This is a genomic window from Corallococcus sp. bb12-1 (genome assembly GCF_026626765.1).
GTDB lineage: Bacteria > Myxococcota > Myxococcia > Myxococcales > Myxococcaceae > Corallococcus > Corallococcus terminator.
On the sequence record NZ_JAPNJZ010000005.1, the window covers coordinates 260,045 to 277,529 of the forward strand.

Sequence of the window (17,485 nt, forward strand, 5' to 3'; positions counted from 1 at the left end):
CCAGCGGCCGACCGATGACGGGCAGCACCTGGGTTGCATCCTGGAGCGACCAGGCCGTCGCATTGACCGTGTTCTCGGTGGGGCCGTACACGTTGAAGGCGCGCGTGCGCTTCGTCGTCGCCAGCCGCTGCCACGTCACCGCGTCCAGCGCCTCACCGCCGATGAGGAGCAGCGCCGGCACGTGCTCCCGCTCCAGCAGCCCCGCGTTCAGCAGCAGCTTCAGCAACGAGGGCGTGCAGTCCAGCGCGTCGATGCGCTGGGCTTCCAGCCACGCAAGCATCGCCTCCGGGTCCTTGCGCGTGTCGCCGGGGACGACGCACAGGCAGTACCCATTGAGGAGCTGGATGACCTGCTTGATGGACCCGTCGAAGAAGAGCGGCGCATTCACGCTGACGCGCAGGCCACGCTGCGGCTGCACGTAGATGTCCCGTGACAAGGCCTGATGCAGATGGAGCACGGAGCGGTGCCGCACCGCCACGCCCTTGGGCATGCCGGTGGAGCCCGACGTGTAGAGCACGTACGCCAGATTCTCCGGCCCCGCTTCGGAAGCCAGTGCTTCCGCGGGCAGCTGCGCCCAGGGCTTCTGCTCGCCATCGAGGCACACGACGGTGCCCACCTCCGGCGTCCACGCCTCCGCCAGCCCCTGCGTGGTCAGCAGTACTGAGGCGCGGCTGTCCTCCAGGATGAAGGAGCGGCGCGCGGCGGGAGCCTCGGGATCGAGCGGAACGAACGCGCCGCCCGCCTTGAGGACCGCCAGCAACGCGACGATGGCTTCGGCCGAGCGCTCCAGGCACAGGCCCACCGTCACTTCAGGGCCCACGCCCAGAGAGCGCAGGTGCCGGGCGAGCTGGTTGGCTCGGGCATCGAGCTGCCGGAAGGACAGCGTCGTGCCTTCGAACGCCACGGCGTCCGCGTTCGGCGTACGGGCTGCCTGCGCTTCGATGCGCCCATGCAGCGTGGACTCGCGGTCGAAGGCCGCGACGGTGCCACTCAGGTCGCCCAGCAGTCGCTGACGCTCCTCGGGGCCTACGAAGGACAGGTCCGCGAGCGGCGCGTCGGGCCGCTCCAGCGCGGCCTCCAGCAGCACTCGCAGGTGCGTCATCATGCGTTCGATGGTGGACTGCTCGAACAGGTCCATCGCGTAGTCGATGCGACCGACGAAACCCTCCGCCGCACGGTCGAAGCTCAGGCTCAGCTCGAACTGCGACGTGCCACGTGCCCCGATGTCAGCGGCCTTCAAGGCCAGACCGGGCAGCACCAGTTCTGTGCGAGGCGTATTCTGGAGCACGAACAGCACCTGGAACAGGGGCGTACGAGACAGGTCGCGCGTGGTTTGCAGCGACTCCACCAGCTTCTCGAACGGCAGGTCCTGGTGTTCGTACGCGCCCAGCGTCGTGGTGCGCACCTGCGCGACCAACTGTCGGAACGACGGTCGAGCGCCGAAGCTGCCGCGCAGCACCAGCGTGTTGACGAAGAAGCCGATGAGGCCCTCCGTCTCCGCATGATGACGGTTCGCGATGGGCGAACCCACCAGCACGTCGTCCTGAGCGGAGTAGCGGTGCAGCACCGTCTGGAAGGCCGCCAGCAGCACCATGAAGGGCGTGGCGCCTTCACGCTGGGCCAGGGCCTCCACCTGTTCGGAGAGCGCGCGCGGCAGTTGCACGGGCACCGTGCCACCACGCCGGGTGGCGACGGCCGGACGGGGCTTGTCGGTGGGCAACTCCAGCACGTGGGAAGCCCCCGCGAGCTGCTGCTTCCACCAGTCGATCTGCGCCTCCAGGGCCTCGCCCTGGAGCCAGTTGCGCTGCCACACCGCGTAGTCCGCGTACTGCACCGGCAGTTCCGGAAGGGCCGGCGTCTGCCCCTGGCGGAAGGCCTCGTAGAGCGCCGTCATCTCACGCACCAGCACGCCCAACGACCAGCCGTCGGACACGATGTGGTGCAGGTGCAGCACCAACACGTGTTCTTCCGCGTCCAGCTTCAGGAGCAGGGCGCGAATCACCGGGCCCTGCTCCAGGTTGAACGGACGGCGGGATTCCGCGCTGCCACGCCGCTCGGCTTCAGCCTGGCGCTCATTCGCGTCGGCGATGTCCGTGAGGTCCACGGATTCGAAGGGCACGGTGGACTCGGAGTGGATGTGCTGCACGGGCTGGCCCGCTTCCACTCGGAACGTGGTGCGCAGCGACTCATGCCGCGCCATCAGCGCGTCCAGGCTCTTGCGCAACGCGCCTTCGTCCACCGCTCCGGTGAACCGCAGCGGCAGTGGCATGTTGTACAGGCTGCTGCCCGGCTCCAACTGATCGATGAACCACAACCGCTGCTGCGCGAATGACAGCGGCGGCGCCGACGTCCGGTCCGCCCGGGTGAGCGGAGGCGTCCCGGAGCGGGCGGCATGGGTAATCCGCCCAGCCAACTCCGCCACGGTGGGCGCTCTGAAGAGGTCTCCCAGCGGCAGCTCCACGCCCAGGGTGGAGCGGATGCGCGACACCACCTGCGTGGCCAGCAGGGAGTGGCCCCCCAACTCGAAGAAGTTGTCGTGCCGTCCCACGGTGGGCACGCGCAACACCTCACTCCACAGCGCGGCCAGGGCGACTTCCGTCGGTGTCTCCGGCGCTGCATAGGTGCGTGCGCCGACTTGCGAGGCTTCCGGCGCGGGCAGCGCCTTGCGGTCCACCTTGCCGTTGGGCGTCAGCGGCAGGGCGGGCAGGGCCATGAAGGCAGCCGGCACCATGTACTCGGGCAGGTGCTTGCGCAGATGCTCACGCAGGGCAGAGGTGTCCACCTCCGGCGCGATGTACGCGACGAGCCGCGCATCGCCCGGCACGTCCTCGCGTACCAGCACCACCGCGTCCCGGAGGCCCGGGTGCGAGCGCAGGGTGGCTTCGATTTCCCCCAACTCGATGCGGTAGCCGCGCAGCTTCACCTGGAAGTCCAGGCGGCCCATGAAGTCCAGCGTCCCATCCTCACGCCAGCGCGCCTTGTCGCCCGTGCGGTACAGGCGGGCACCCGGCTGCGTGCTGAACGGATTCGGAACGAAGCGCTCCGCCGTGAGGTCCGGCCGGCCCAGGTAGCCACGCGCCAGGCCTTCACCCGCGAGGCACAGCTCGCCCTGCATGCCGAAGGGCAGCAGGCGCTGCTGCTCGTCGAGCACGTACGCCCGCACGTTGTCCAGCGGCCGACCGATGACGGGCAGCACCTGGGGTGCATCCTTTAGGGACCAGGCCGTCGCATTGACCGTGTTCTCGGTGGGGCCGTACACGTTGAAGGCGCGCGTGCGCTTCGTCGTGGAGAGCCGCTGCCACGTCACCGCGTCCAGCGCCTCACCGCCGATGAGGATCAGCGCCGGCACGTGCTCCCGCTCCAGTAGCCCCGCGTCCAGCAGCAGCTTCAGCAACGAGGGCGTGCAGTCCAGCGCGTCGATGCGCTGCGCTTCCAGCCACGTGAGCATCGCCTCCGGGTCCTTGCGCGTGTCGCCGGGGACGACGCACAGGCAGTACCCATTGAGGAGCTGGATGACCTGCTTGATGGACCCGTCGAAGAAGAGCGGCGCGTTCACGCTGACGCGCAGGCCACGCTGCGGCTGCACGTAGATGTCCCGTGACAAGGCCTGGTGCAGGTGGAGCACGGAGCGGTGCCGCACCGCCACGCCCTTGGGCATGCCGGTGGAGCCCGACGTGTAGAGCACGTACGCCAGATTCTCCGGCCCCGCTTCGGAAGCCAGTGCTTCCGCGGGCAGCTGCGCCCAGGGCTTCTGCTCACCGTCGAGGCACACGACGGTGCCCACCTCCGGCGTCCACGCCTCCGCCAGGGCCTGCGTGGTCAGCAGCACCGACGCGCGGCTGTCCTCCAGGATGAACGAGCGACGCGCAGCGGGCGCCTCGGGATCGAGCGGAACGAAGGCGCCGCCCGCCTTGAGGACCGCCAGCAGCGCGACGATGGCTTCGGCCGAGCGCTCCAGGCACAGGCCCACCGTCACTTCAGGACCCACGCCCAACGAGCGCAGGTGCCGGGCGAGCTGGTTGGCTCGGGCGTCGAGCTGCCGGAAGGACAACGTCGTGCCCTCGAACGCCACGGCGTCCGCGTCCGGCGTGCGGGCTGCCTGCGCTTCGATGCGCCCATGCAGCGTGGACTCGCGGTCGAAGTCCGCGACGGTGCCACTCAGGTCGCCCAGCAGTCGCTGGCGCTCCTCGGGACCCACGAACGACAGGTCCGCGAGCGGCGCGTCGGGCCGCTCCAGCGCGGCCTCCAGCAGCACTCGCAGGTGCGTCATCATGCGTTCGACGGTGGACCGTTCGAACAGGTCCATCGCGTAGTCGATGGATCCGATGAAGCCGTCGGACTCGCGGTCGAGGTTCAGGCTCAACTCGAACTGCGACGTGCCACGGTCCCCGATGTCAGCGGCCTTCAAGGCCAGACCGGGCAGCACCAGCTCCGGGAGGGGCGCGTTCTGGAGCACGAACAGCACCTGGAACAGGGGCGTACGTGACAGGTCGCGTGTCGTCTGAAGCGACTCCACCAGCCGTTCGAACGGGAGGTCCTGATGTTCGTACGCGCCCAGCGTCGTGGCGCGCACCTGCGAGAGGAGCTGTCGGAACGAGGGACGCGCGCCGAAGCTTCCGCGCAGCACCAGCGTGTTGACGAAGAAGCCGATGAGGCCCTCCGTCTCCGCGTGGTGACGGTTCGCGATGGGAGAGCCCACCAGCACGTCATCCTGTGCGGAGTAGCGGTGCAGCACCGTCTGGAAGGCCGCCAGCAGCACCATGAAGGGCGTGGCGCCTTCCTTCAGTGCCAGGGCCTCCACCTGTTCGGAGAGAACGCGCGGCAGTTGCACGGGTACCGTACCGCCACGTCGGGAGGCGACGGCCGGACGGGGCTTGTCGGTGGGCAGATCCAGTGCCTGTGGCGCGCCCGCCAGTTGCTGCTTCCACCAGCCGAGTTGCGCCTCCAACGCGTCACCCTGGAGCCAGCCACGCTGCCAGACGGCGTAGTCCGCGTACTGCACCGGCAGCTCCGGAAGGGTAGGCGTCTGCCCCTGGCGGAAGGCCTCGTAGAGCACCGTCATCTCACGCACCAGCACGCCCAACGACCAGCCGTCCGACACGATGTGGTGCAGGTGCAGCACCAACACGTGCTCCTGGGCGTCCAGCTTCAGGAGCAGGGCGCGAATCACCGGGCCCTGCGCCAGGTTGAACGGACGGCGGGATTCCGCGCTGCCACGCCGCTCGGCTTCAGCCTGGCGCTCGTTCGCGTCAGCGATGTCCGTGAGATCCACGGACTCGAAGGGCACGGTCGCCTCGGCGTGGATGTGCTGCACGGGCTGGCCCGCTTCCACGCGGAACGTGGTGCGCAGGACCTCATGCCGCGCCATCAGCGCATCCAGGCTCTTGCGCAACGCGCCTTCGTCCACCGCTCCGGTGAACCGCAGCGGCAGTGGCATGTTGTACAGGCTGCTGCCCGGCTCCAACTGATCGATGAACCACAGCCGCTGCTGCGCGAACGACAGCGGCGGCGCCGACGTCCGGTCCGCCCGGGTGAGCGGAGGCGTCCCGGAGCGGGCGGCATGGGTAATCCGCCCAGCCAACTCCGCCACGGTGGGCGCTCTGAAGAGGTCTCCCAGCGGCAGCTCCACGCCCAGGGTGGAGCGGATGCGCGACACCACCTGCGTGGCCAGCAGGGAGTGGCCCCCCAACTCGAAGAAGTTGTCGTGCCGTCCCACGGTGGGCACGCGCAACACCTCACTCCACAGCGCGGCCAGGGCGACTTCCGTCGGTGTCTCCGGCGCTGCATAGGTGCGTGCGCCGACTTGCGAGGCTTCCGGCGCGGGCAGCGCCTTGCGGTCCACCTTGCCGTTGGGCGTCAGCGGCAGGGCGGGCAGGGCCATGAAGGCAGCCGGCACCATGTACTCGGGCAGGTGCTTGCGCAGATGCTCACGCAGGGCAGAGGTGTCCACCTCCGGCGCGATGTACGCGACGAGCCGCGCATCGCCCGGCACGTCCTCGCGCACCAGCACCACCGCGTCCCGGAGTCCCGGGTGCGAGCGCAGCGTGGCTTCGATTTCCCCCAACTCGATTCGGTAGCCGCGCAGCTTCACCTGGAAGTCCAGGCGGCCCATGAAGTCCAGCGTCCCATCCTCACGCCAGCGCGCCTTGTCGCCCGTGCGGTACAGGCGGGCACCCGGCTGCGTGCTGAACGGATTCGGAACGAAGCGCTCCGCCGTGAGTTCCGGCCGGCCCAGGTAGCCACGCGCCAGGCCTTCGCCCGCGAGGCACAGCTCGCCCTGCATGCCGAAGGGCAGCAAGCGCTGATGCTCATCGAGCACGTACGCCCGCACGTTGTCCAGCGGCCGACCGATGACGGGCAGCACCTGGGACGCGTCCTGGATAGACCAGGCCGTGGCGTTGACCGTCGTCTCTGTCGGTCCGTACACGTTGAAGGCGCGGGTGCGCTTCGTCGTCGCCAGCCGCTGCCACGTCACCGCGTCCAGCGCCTCACCGCCCACGATGAGCAGCGCCGGGACATGGGCGCGCTCCAGCAGCCCCGCGTCCAGCAGGAGTTTCAGCTGCGAGGGCGTGCAGTCCAATGCGTCGATGCGCTGCGCTTCCAGCCACGTGAGCATCGCCTCCGGATCCTTGCGCGTGTCGCCGGGGACGATGCACAGGCAGTACCCATGGATGAGCTGGATGACCTGCTCCATGGATGCGTCGAAGAAGAGCGGCGCGTTCACGCTGACGCGCAGGCCACGCTGCGGCTGCACGTAGATGTCGCGCGCCATCGCCTGATGCAGATGGAGCACGGAGCGGTGCCGCACCGCCACGCCCTTGGGCATGCCGGTGGAGCCCGACGTGTAGAGCACGTACGCCAGATTCTCCGGCCCCGCGCCGGAAGCCGGTGCTTCCGGTGACAGCTCCGCCCAGGGCTTCTGCTCGCCATCAAGGCACACGATGGTGCCCACCTCCGGCGTCCACGCCTCCGTCAGGGCCTGCGTGGTCAGCAGCACCGACGCACCGCTGTCTCCCAGGATGAACGAGCGACGCGCGACGGGCGCCTCGGGATCGAGCGGAACGAACGCGCCGCCGGCCTTGAGGACCGCCAGCAGCGCGACGATGGCTTCGGCCGAGCGCTCCAGGCACAGGCCCACCGTCACTTCAGGACCCACGCCCAACGAGCGCAGGTGCCGGGCGAGCTGGTTGGCTCGGGCGTCGAGCTGCCGGAAGGACAACGTCGTGCCCTCGAACGCCACGGCGTCCGCGTCCGGCGTGCGGGCTGCCTGCGCTTCGATGCGCCCATGCAGCGTGGACTCGCGGTCGAAGTCCGCGACGGTGCCACTCAGGTCGCCCAGCAGTCGCTGGCGCTCCTCGGGACCCACGAACGACAGGTCCGCGAGCGGCGCGTCGGGCCGCTCCAGCGCGGACTCCAGCAGCACCCGCAGGTGCGTCATCATGCGTTCGACGGTGGAGCGCTCGAACAAGTCCGTCGCGTAGCGGATGAGTCCGACGAAGCCGTCCGCCTCCCGGTCGAGGTCCAGGCCTAGCTCGAACTGGGTGGTGCCACGGTCCCCGATGTCCGCGGTCTGCACCGACAAGCCGGGCAGCACCAGCTCCGGGAGGGGTGCGTTCTGCAACACGAACATCACCTGGAACAGGGGCGTACGAGACAGGTCGCGTGTCGTCTGAAGCGACTCCACCAGCCGCTCGAACGGAATGTCCTGGTGCTCATAGGCACCCAGCGTCATGGCGCGCACCTGCGCGACCAACTGTCGGAACGAAGGCCGCGTGCCGAAGCTGCCGCGCAGCACCAGCGTGTTGACGAAGAAGCCGATGAGGCCCTCCGTCTCCGCGTGACGACGGTTCGCGATGGGAGAGCCCACCAGCACGTCGTCCTGGCCGGAGTAGCAGTGCAGCACCGTCTGGAAGGTCGCCAGCAACACCATGAAGGGCGTCGCACCCTCCATGCGCGCCAGGGCCTCCACCTGTTCGGAGAGGGCGCGCGGCAGGTGCACGGGCACCGCGTCGCCGCGCCGGGAGGCGACGGCCGGACGCGGCTTGTCGGTGGGCAGGTCCAGCACGTGGGGAGCACCCGCCAGTTGCTGCTTCCACCAACCGAGCTGCGCCTCCAGCGCCTCACCCTGGAGCCAGTCGCGCTGCCACGCGGCGTAGTCCGCGTACTGCACCGGCAGCTCCGGCAGGGCAGGAGCACGGCCGGAGCGGAAGGCCTCGTAGAGGGCCGTCATCTCGCGCACGAGCACGCCCAAGGACCAGCCGTCGGACACGATGTGGTGCACGTGCAGCACCAGCACGTGCTCTTCCGCCCCCAGCTTCAGGAGCAGGGCACGAATCACCGGGCCCTGCTCCAGGTTGAACGGACGGCGGGATTCCGCGATGGCGCGACGCTTCGCCTCGGACTGGCGCTCCGTCTCATCCGGGAGGTCCGTCAGGTCCACGGACTCGAAGGGCACGGTGGCCCCGTCCTGGATGTGCTGCACGGGCTGACCGGCTTCCACTCGGAACGTGGTGCGCAGGACTTCGTGCCGGGCGATCAGCGCATCCAGGCTCTTGCGCAGCGCGGCTTCGTCCACCGCGCCGATGAAGCGCAGCGGCAGCGGCATGTTGTAGAGCGTGGTGCCCGGCTCCAACTGGTCGATGAACCACAGGCGCTGCTGGGCGAACGACAGCGGCGGGGCCGACGTCCGATCCGCCCGGGTGAGCTTCGGCGTCCTGGCACGAGCCGCATGGGTCAGACGCGCGGCCAGCTCCGCCACGGTGGGTGCGCGGAAGAGATCTCCCAGCGGGAGCTCCACGCCCAGCGTCGACCGGATGCGCGACACCACCTGCGTGGCCAGCAGCGAGTGGCCCCCCAGTTCGAAGAAGTTGTCGTGCCGGCCCACCGCGGGCACGCGCAACAGCTCGCCCCACAGCGCGGCCAGGGCGACCTCGGTGGGCGTCTGGGGCGCCACGTAGGTGCTCGCGCCGAGCTGCGAGGCTTCCGGCGCGGGCAGCACCTTGCGGTCCACCTTGCCATTGGGCGTCAGCGGCAGGACGGGCAGGGCGACGAAGGCCGACGGCACCATGTATTCGGGCAGGTGCTTGCGCAGGTGTTCGCGCAGGGGAGAAGTGTCCACCTCCGGCGCGACCCAGGCCACGAGGCGCGCATCGCCGGGCACGTCCTCACGCACCAACGCCACCGCATCCCGAATGCCCGGGTGCGAGCGCAGGGTGGCTTCGATTTCCCCCAGCTCGATGCGGAAGCCGCGCAGCTTCACCTGGAAGTCCAGGCGGCCCATGAACTCCAACGTCCCGTCCTCGCGCCAGCGGGCCTTGTCGCCCGTGCGGTAGAGGCGCGCTCCTGGCTCCGGGCTGAACGGGTCGGGGAGGAAGCGCTCCGCCGTGAGATCCGGCCGGCCCAGATAGCCGCGCGCGACGCCTTCACCGGAGATGCACAGCTCGCCCGACATGCCGAAGGGCACCAGGCGCTGCCGTTCGTCGAGGACGTAGGCGCGCAGGTTGTGGACGGGCCTGCCGATGACGGGGACCGTCTGGGGGGCGTCCTGGAGGGGGAACGTCGTGGCGTTGACGGTGCACTCGGTGGGGCCGTAGGCGTTGAAGGCCCGTGTGCGCTTCGTCGCGACCAACAGCCGCCAGGTCACCTCATCCAGCGCCTCACCGCCCACCGACAACACGGTCGGCACATGCGCGCGCTCCAACAGCCCCGCGGCCAGCAGGAGTTTGAGCTGCGAGGGCGTGCAATCCAGCGCGTCGATGCGCCGCTGCTCCAGCCACGCAAGCATCCGCTCCGGATCCAGGCGCACGTCCTCGGGGACGACCACCAGGCAGTGGCCGTCCAGGAGCTGGAGGACCTGCTCGATGGAGGCGTCGAAGTACAGCGGCGCGTTGACCGTGATGCGCTGGCCGGGCGGCAGCCCCCCGTAGATGGTCCGCGTGAGCGAACGGTGCAGGTTGAGCACGGAGCGGTGCTGCACCATCACGCCCTTGGGCGTGCCGGTGGAGCCCGACGTGTAGATGACGTACGCGAGACCCTCCGGCCGGGCCGAAGGAGGAAGCGCCTCTTTGGAGAGCGACGCGAGGTGCGCCTGCTCCTGCTCGGAGTCCAGGAGCACCACGTGCGCCACGGCGGGCTTCCACGCGTCCGCCAGAGCGCGCGAAGTGAGCAGCACGGACGCACCGCAGTCCTTCAGCAGGAACGACTTGCGCGCGGCCGGAGCGGTCGGGTCGAGCGGGACGAAGCCGCCCCCAGCCTTGAGCACGGCGAGCAGCGCGACGATGGCCTCCGCCGAACGCTCCAGGCACAGGCCCACCGTCACCTCGGGGCCCACGCCCAGCGAGCGCAGGTGCCGGGCCAGTTGGTTGGCGCGGGCGTCGAGCTGACGGAAGGACAGCGTCGTGTCCTCGAACACCACGGCGTCCGCGTCTGGCGTGCGAGCCACCTGCGCTTCGATGAGGCCGTGCAGCGTAGCGTCGCGCTCGAAGTCCAGGGCTTCGCCGGACAGCTCACCCAGCAACTGCTCACGCTCGCCGGACGCGAGGAGCGACACGTCGGACAGGCGGCCTTCCGCGTGGGCCAGCGATTCCAGCGCCAGGCGCCAGTGACCCAGCACGCGCTTCACCGCGTCTCGCGAGAAGCGGCGCGAGTCGTAGGCCAGCTCCAGTTGGAGCCGACCGCCGGGCAGCACCGAGGCCGAGAGGGGGTAGTGGGTGCCCTCCTCGGCTCGCAGGTCGCGGACGTCGAGTTCCGTGGAGCGCCTCAACAGCGACTCATCGAGGGGGAAGTTCTCGAAGACGAGCAGGGTGTTGAAGAGCGCCGTGCCGCGCGGCATGTCGCTCCAGCCCGCAGCGGTGACCAGCGGCGTGTGCTGGTGCTGCTGGAGGGCCAGTTGCTGCGCCTGGAGCGACTGGAGCCAGGGCAGCAGGGGCGCGTGCTCATCGGGCAGCTGGATGCGGACCGGCAGCGTGGTGATGAGCATGCCCAGCATGGACTCCGCGCCCGGAAGCTCCGGGGGACGGCCTGCCAGCGTGGTGCCAAAGAGGACATCCTGCGTGCCTGCGTAGCACGCGAGCACCAGGCCCCATGCCGCCTGCGCCAAGGTGTTCAGCGTCAACTGGTGCTGACGCGCGAACGCCTGGAGGGTGGCGGTGTCCTCCGGTGACAGGGACAGCCTGGTGCTGTCCCTCCGCGCGGGCTCGCCGGGCCGGGCGGCCCCGGGCTGTTCGGCGGGCACGGGCGTGGGGGCGGACAGGCCGGCGAGCTGGGCGCGCCAGAAGCGCTCGTCCGAGGCGGCGTCGGTCCGCTGCAACCACGCGATGTAGTCCCGGAACGGAGGCCGCATCGAAGGCGCGGGCGTCGCTCCCGAACGGAAGGTGTCGTAGAGCGCGAAGACCTCCTGGAAGAACAGGCCGGAGCTCCAGCCGTCCAACAACAGGTGGTGATGGCCCCAGACGAAGCGCCAGTGCAGCTCCGCCAGGCGCACGCACACCATCCTCATCAACGGGGCCCGCGCCATGTCGAAGCCGCGCGCCCGTTCGTCCTCCGCCAGCCGCGCCAACCCGGCCTGCTGCTCCTCCGGGGACAGGTGCCGCCAGTCGTGCTGCTCGAACGGCAACTCCGCGTGCGAGTGCACCACCTGGAGGGGGGCCTCCAGGTCCTGCCACACGAAGCTGGTGCGCAGGATGGGGTTGCGGTCCACCGCCGCCTGCCACGTCTTCTGGAACAGCGCGATGTCCACGTGCGAGTGGATCGACCAGGAGCGCTGCTCGAAATAGAAGGCAGCATCCGGGCTGTGGAGGGCATGGAACAACATGCCCTGCTGGAGCGCGGAGAGCGGGTAGAGGTCCTCCACGGAGGAGCCCTGCGAGGCCAGCAGCCTGTCGAGCGCGGGCTGGGAGATGCGCGCCAGGGGGAAGTCGCCCGGCGTCATCCGGCGCGAGTCCTCGGAGTGCCGCTGCGCGATGAGCGTGCGCAGGGATGAAACGAAGCGCTGCGCCAGGGCCTCGACGGTGGAGGCATGGTGCAGGTGGTGGCTGAAGCCGAAGTCCATCCCCAGCCGGCCATCCCGCACCGAGCCATTGACGAGCAGCAGGTGCGGACGGAGGGCCTGGGGCGCCACCGCCGTGCCGACGGGTTCATCCCCCAGCGTGAAGAGGGTGCTGGCGTCGGATGCGCCGTCGAGCTGGCCCAGGTAGTTGAACGCCACCTGCGCCCTGGGGAAGGCCGCCATCCGCTGACGGACTTCCGCGGGCCCCATGAAGCGCAGCAACCCGAAGCCGATGCCCTGGTCGGGCCACTGGCTCAGCGTATCGCGCACCGCGCGCAGGCTGTCGCCCGGGGTGCCCCCGGGGGGCAACCGCAGCAGCGCGGGCGTCAGCGACGTGAACCAGCCCACCGTGCGCGACACGTCCGCGTCCGCGAACAGCTCCTGACGGCCATGGCCCTCCAGGTCGATGAGCATGCGCGACTGACCAGTCCACTCGCGCAACGCGAGCGCCAGCGCCGTCAACAGCACGTCGTTGATCCGCGCCCGCCAGCCCGTCGGCGTCTCCTGGAGCAGCAGCCGGGTCTCCTCCGCGTCCAGTTGAACGGAGATTGCCCGCTGCGATTCGTGGGTGTTGGCACCCGAAGCGTCGACGGGGAGCGGGACGACGTCGCGGCGCGCTTCGTCCAGCCACAGCGCCGTCTGGGCGTGCAGCGCATCGGAGAGGGCGTGGGTTCCCAACCGGCGCGCCCAGGACAGGAAGGACGTCGTCTTGCCGGGAAGCACCGCGGGACGCCGCGCGAGCAGTTGCAGGTACGCGGCCTCCAGGTCCTCGATGAGCACGCGCCAGGAGACGGCATCCACCACGAGGTGGTGGACGATGAGCAGCAGCCGCTGGGCCGCGTCCGGGCCGAAGTGGAAGAGGGCGGCGCGCACCAGCGGAGGCTGGGCCAGCTCGAAGCTCGCCTGGAGCCGGTTCGCCTGCTCCTCCATGACACGAGGACGGGCCTCCGGCGGGAGTTCGGAGAGATCCACCTGGAGCAACCGGAAGGGCGCGTCCTCGGGCGAGGTGTTGTGCTGGCGCCAGGAGTCACCCTCGCGGCTGAAGCGCAGGCGCAGGGCATCGTGGTGGGCAAGCAACGCCTGGAGCGCCTGCTCCAGGGCCGCCGGCTGGAGCGGCTGACGGGCACGCAACAACAACGGCTGGTTGGAGTGGTGGGCGTGCTCGGGATCGCCCTCCAACAGTTCGAGCTGGATGGGCGTGAGGGGCACCTCGCCCACCACGGGGCCCTGCTCCGCCAGGCTGCCCGCGCCGACCTTCGCCACGGACGAGAGCGCGCCCAGGGTGGGGTGCTGGAAGAGGTCGCGCACGGACAGGTGCACGCCGGCCTGACGCGCGCGCGCGACCACCTGGAGGCTGATGATGGAGTCGCCGCCCAGCTCGAAGAAGTCGTCGTCCACGCCCACGCGCTCGACGCGCAGCACCTGGGCCCAGACCGCGGCCAGCCGCTGCTCCATCTGCGTGCGGGGCGCGACGTACTCCCGCTTCGTGTTGCGCAGGCCCTCGGGGGCCGGCAGGGCCTTGCGGTCCACCTTCGCGTTCGCCGTCAGCGGCAGTGCCTTGAGGGACACGAACGCCGACGGCAGCATGTACTCCGGCAGCCGCTGCGACAGGAACGCGCGCAACGAGGCCGGGTCCAGGTCCTGGTTCGCGACGAAGTAGACGACCAGTCGCTTGTCGCCGGGCACGTCCTCGCGCACCACCGCGACGGCCTCACGCACCTCCGCGTGGGCCCGCAGCGCGGCTTCCACTTCCGCCAGCTCGATGCGGTAGCCACGCACCTTCACCTGGTGGTCCGCGCGGCCCAGGAACTCCATCACCCCGTCCGGCTTCCAGCGCGCGAGGTCTCCCGTGCGGTAGAGGCGTTCGCCCGGCGTGGGGGAGAAGGGGTTCGGCACGAAGCGCTCGGCGGTCAGGTCCGGGCGCGACAGGTAGCCGCGCGCGAGGCCGTCACCGCCGATGAAGAGCTCACCGGGAACGCCCGGGGGCACCGGCTGCCCCCGCGCATCCAGCACGTAGAGCTGCGTGTCCGAGATGGGCCGGCCAATGGGGATGGTGGTCCCCACCCGGGCCGCGTCCGTCATCCGGTGCGTGGACGCGAAGAGCGTCGTCTCCGTCGGGCCGTAGCAGGCGGTGACGGGGATGCCCAGCTGCTGCACCACGCGGCGCACGTGGGGCGCGGAGACGACGTCGCCGCCCGTGAGCACCTGCCGGACGCCCTGGAGGGCTTCGGACTTGAGGTCCACCACCTGCGCGAAGAGGCCCGCCGTCAGGTGCAGCGTGGTGACGCGGTGGTGCTGGAGGACGTGGGCCAGCAGGTCCACGTCCGAAGGGGACCGGGGCGGGAAGACGACGAGGCGGCCGCCGAAGAGCAGCGGTCCCCAGATCTCCAGCGTGGAGGCGTCGAAGGAGATGGGCGCGATGAGGAGGAAGGTCTCCTCCGGGCCCAGGTGCGCGTAGGGCGCGTTGTGCAGGAGCCGCAGCACGCCTCGGTGCTCCACCGCGACGCCCTTGGGGCGGCCGGTGCTTCCGGACGTGAAGTCCACGTACGCCAGGTGGCGCGAATGCGTCCCCGCCTTCACGGGCGTCAGGGGCTGCTGCTCCAGACGCAGTTCCTCCACGAAGAGGCAGGGCAGGGCGTCGTCCACCGCCAGGCCCGTGCGCACGGCGCGCGTGGTGAGCAGCAGCTTCGGCGGCGCGTCCTCCAGCATCGCGGCCAGCCGGGGCGCCGGGTACGTGGCATCCAGCGGCAGGTATGCGCCCCCGGCCTTGAGGATGGCGAGTAGCGCGACGATGAGTTCGATGGAGCGATCCAGGCACACCGCCACCAGGACATCCGGGCCCACGCCGTGCTCACGCAGCAGGTGCGCCCACTGGTTCGTGCGTGCGTCCAGCTGCGCGTACGTCAGGCGCGTGTCCCCGAACTCCAGCGCGATGGCGTCCGGACGCTGCGCGGCCTGCGCCACGAAGAGGTCCTGGAGGCACGCCTCACGCGGGTACTCGCCCCGCGTGTCGTTCCACGCGACGAGGATCTGCTGATGCTCGGCCGCGCTCAACAGCGGCAGGCGTCCGAGCGGCATCTCCGGGGCCGCGACGGCCTCCCGCGCGAGGCCGATGAGGTGCGCCGCCATGCGCGCGATGGTGGCTTCGTCGAAGAGGGCCGTGGAGTACTCGAAGCGGCAGGAGAGGCCCGTGCGGCTCTCCCAGATCTCCAGGCCCAGGTCGAACTTGGCCGCGTCCAGGGGGACCTCCACCGGGCTCAGCTCCAGCGACGGCAGTTGGGCCTTGGCCTCCGGCGTGTTGAGCACGTTGAGGATGGCCTGGAACAGCGGCGTGCGGCTGAGGTCGCGCGGCAACTGGAGCGTGTCCAGGATCTTCTCGAACGGCGCGTCCTGGCGCGCGTAGGCCTCCAGCGCCTGGGTGCGCACGCGGCCCAGCAGCGTGTTGAACGACGGAGAGCCCTCCAGCTTCGAGCGGAAGGCGAGGGTGTTGAGGAAGCAGCCCAGCAACCCTTCCACCTCGGGACGCGTGCGGCCCGCGATGGGCGTGCCCACGACGAAGTCGTCCTGCCCCGAGTAGCGCGACAGCAGCGTCTGGAAGAGCGCCATCATCACCATGAACGACGTGGCGCCCTGCTTGCGGCTGAGCGCGAGCAGGGGCTCCGCCACGTCGGCCGGGAACTGGAAGCGGTACAGCGAGCCCGCGAAGGACTGCACCGCCGGACGCGGCCGGTCCGTGGGCAGCTCCAGCGCCGGCGCGCCCAGCAGGCGCTGCTTCCACCACGCGACCTGCTCCTCCATCACGCCAGCTTCCAGCCACTGGCGCTGCCACACCGCGTAGTCCGCGTACTGCACCGGCAGCGGCGGAAGCGGCGACGGCATCCCCGCGGTGAACGACGCGTAGAGCACCGTCAGCTCGCGCGCGAGCACCATGGTGCACCACGCGTCGGACACCGCGTGGTGGAGCACCATCGCCAGCACGTGCACCTTCGGCTCCACGCGCAACAACAGCGCGCGGATCACGACCTTCTCCAGATCGAAGGGGAGCACGGCGTGGGCCTGGCACAGGCGCACCCGCTCCGCCTCGCGGGCCTCGGGCGTCTCCCCGGCCACGTCCACTCGCGCCAGGGGCAGGCCGCGCGCCGGGTGGATGAGCTGCACCGCGCTCTCACCCTCCAGCGAGTACGTGGTGCGCAGCACTTCGTGCCGGGCCACCAGTTCGTCCAGCGCCGCCTGGAGCGCGGCGACGTCCAGGTCGCCCGTCAGGCGGAACGTGGTCGCGTTGTTGTAGGCGCCGCTCTGGGGATCCAACTGCTGGATGTACCAGAGCCGCTGCTGGGCGAAGGACAGCGGTAGCGGCTGATTCCGAGGCACCCGGGGGATGGGCGGCGGGCCCCCAGGCACGGCCTGGGCCACGGGGTGCGCGACGGGGCGGGGTGCTTCCACCGGGGGGCGCGCCGCGGGCGCGGGCGCGGGCAGGCGGGAGGGCAGCGTCACCGGCTCCACGCGGCCATCCTCGCGCAGGCGGGCATGGCGACCGGTGCGGTACAGCCGCGCGGAGGCTTCCGTCGGGTGAGGCACCAGCCGGCGGTGCGCCTCCGCGCCGGCCTTCCAGAAGGCTCCGGGCAGACCCGCGCCCGCCAGGGCCAGCTCTCCCACCACGCCAACGGGCACCGGCTGTCCCGCCGTGTCCAGCACCCACGTCTGGAGGCTGGCCGGGATGCGCTCGCCCGGGGCCCGGGGCAGCAGTGCGCCCTCCACGGCGCCACCGGACAGCCACACGTCCACGCCCGAGGCCTGGCGCAGCGCGGAGGCCAACTCCGACGATGCGTCCTCCAGCACCAGCGAGCCCACCGCGCCCAGGGCGTCACGCGCTCCGGGCAACTCCGTCAGCGAGCGCGCGAGGCGGGCCGACGTGTGCACCAGCACCGCGCCGGACTGCTTCGCCAGCGCGAGCAGCCCCTCCACGCCCTGGCCGCCCTCCACCAGCACCTGCTCCTGGCGCGCGACACTTTCGTGCTCCAGCAGTTCGCGCACGCGGGCCAGCCGACGCAGGCCCTCCAGCACCACCGGCGTTTCGAGGCCGAAGTCGATGAGGGCCGCCACCTCATCCACGTCCGCGCCCTGCACATCGCGCAGGCGCTTCAGGCCGCTCTCCATGGAGCCGACGAGGCCCGTCATCCGCGCGTGGTTCTCGAAGGTGTGCTCCAAGAGCGCGTTGATGTCGTCGGGCGACAGCTTGTTGACTTCACCCTGGTAGCCCTGGGCCACCAGCAGTGACGTGACGATGTCCGTGGAGCCCCGGAAGTAGCCCAGCAGCGGCTCCCGCACGATGCGCCACACCTCCGCCTCGTCGTCGCCCAGGTACGTGTGCAGCATCACCGTGATGTGGCCGCGTCCCGGGTGGCCGTTGCGGCGCCAGGCCTCGCGGTAGAGGGCCAC

At 70.6% G+C, this 17,485-nt stretch carries 1 protein-coding gene (only partly in view); it reads right to left on the minus strand.

Every position in this 17,485-nt window falls within one protein-coding gene, locus OV208_RS10235, for a non-ribosomal peptide synthase/polyketide synthase, read on the minus strand. The gene is 45,090 nt long; 17,495 of those nucleotides lie to the left of the window and 10,110 to its right, leaving coding positions 10,111-27,595 in view, spanning codon 3,371 (complete) through codon 9,199 (partial); the first complete codon in reading order (the gene reads right to left) occupies positions 17,483-17,485. Both the start codon and the stop codon lie outside the window.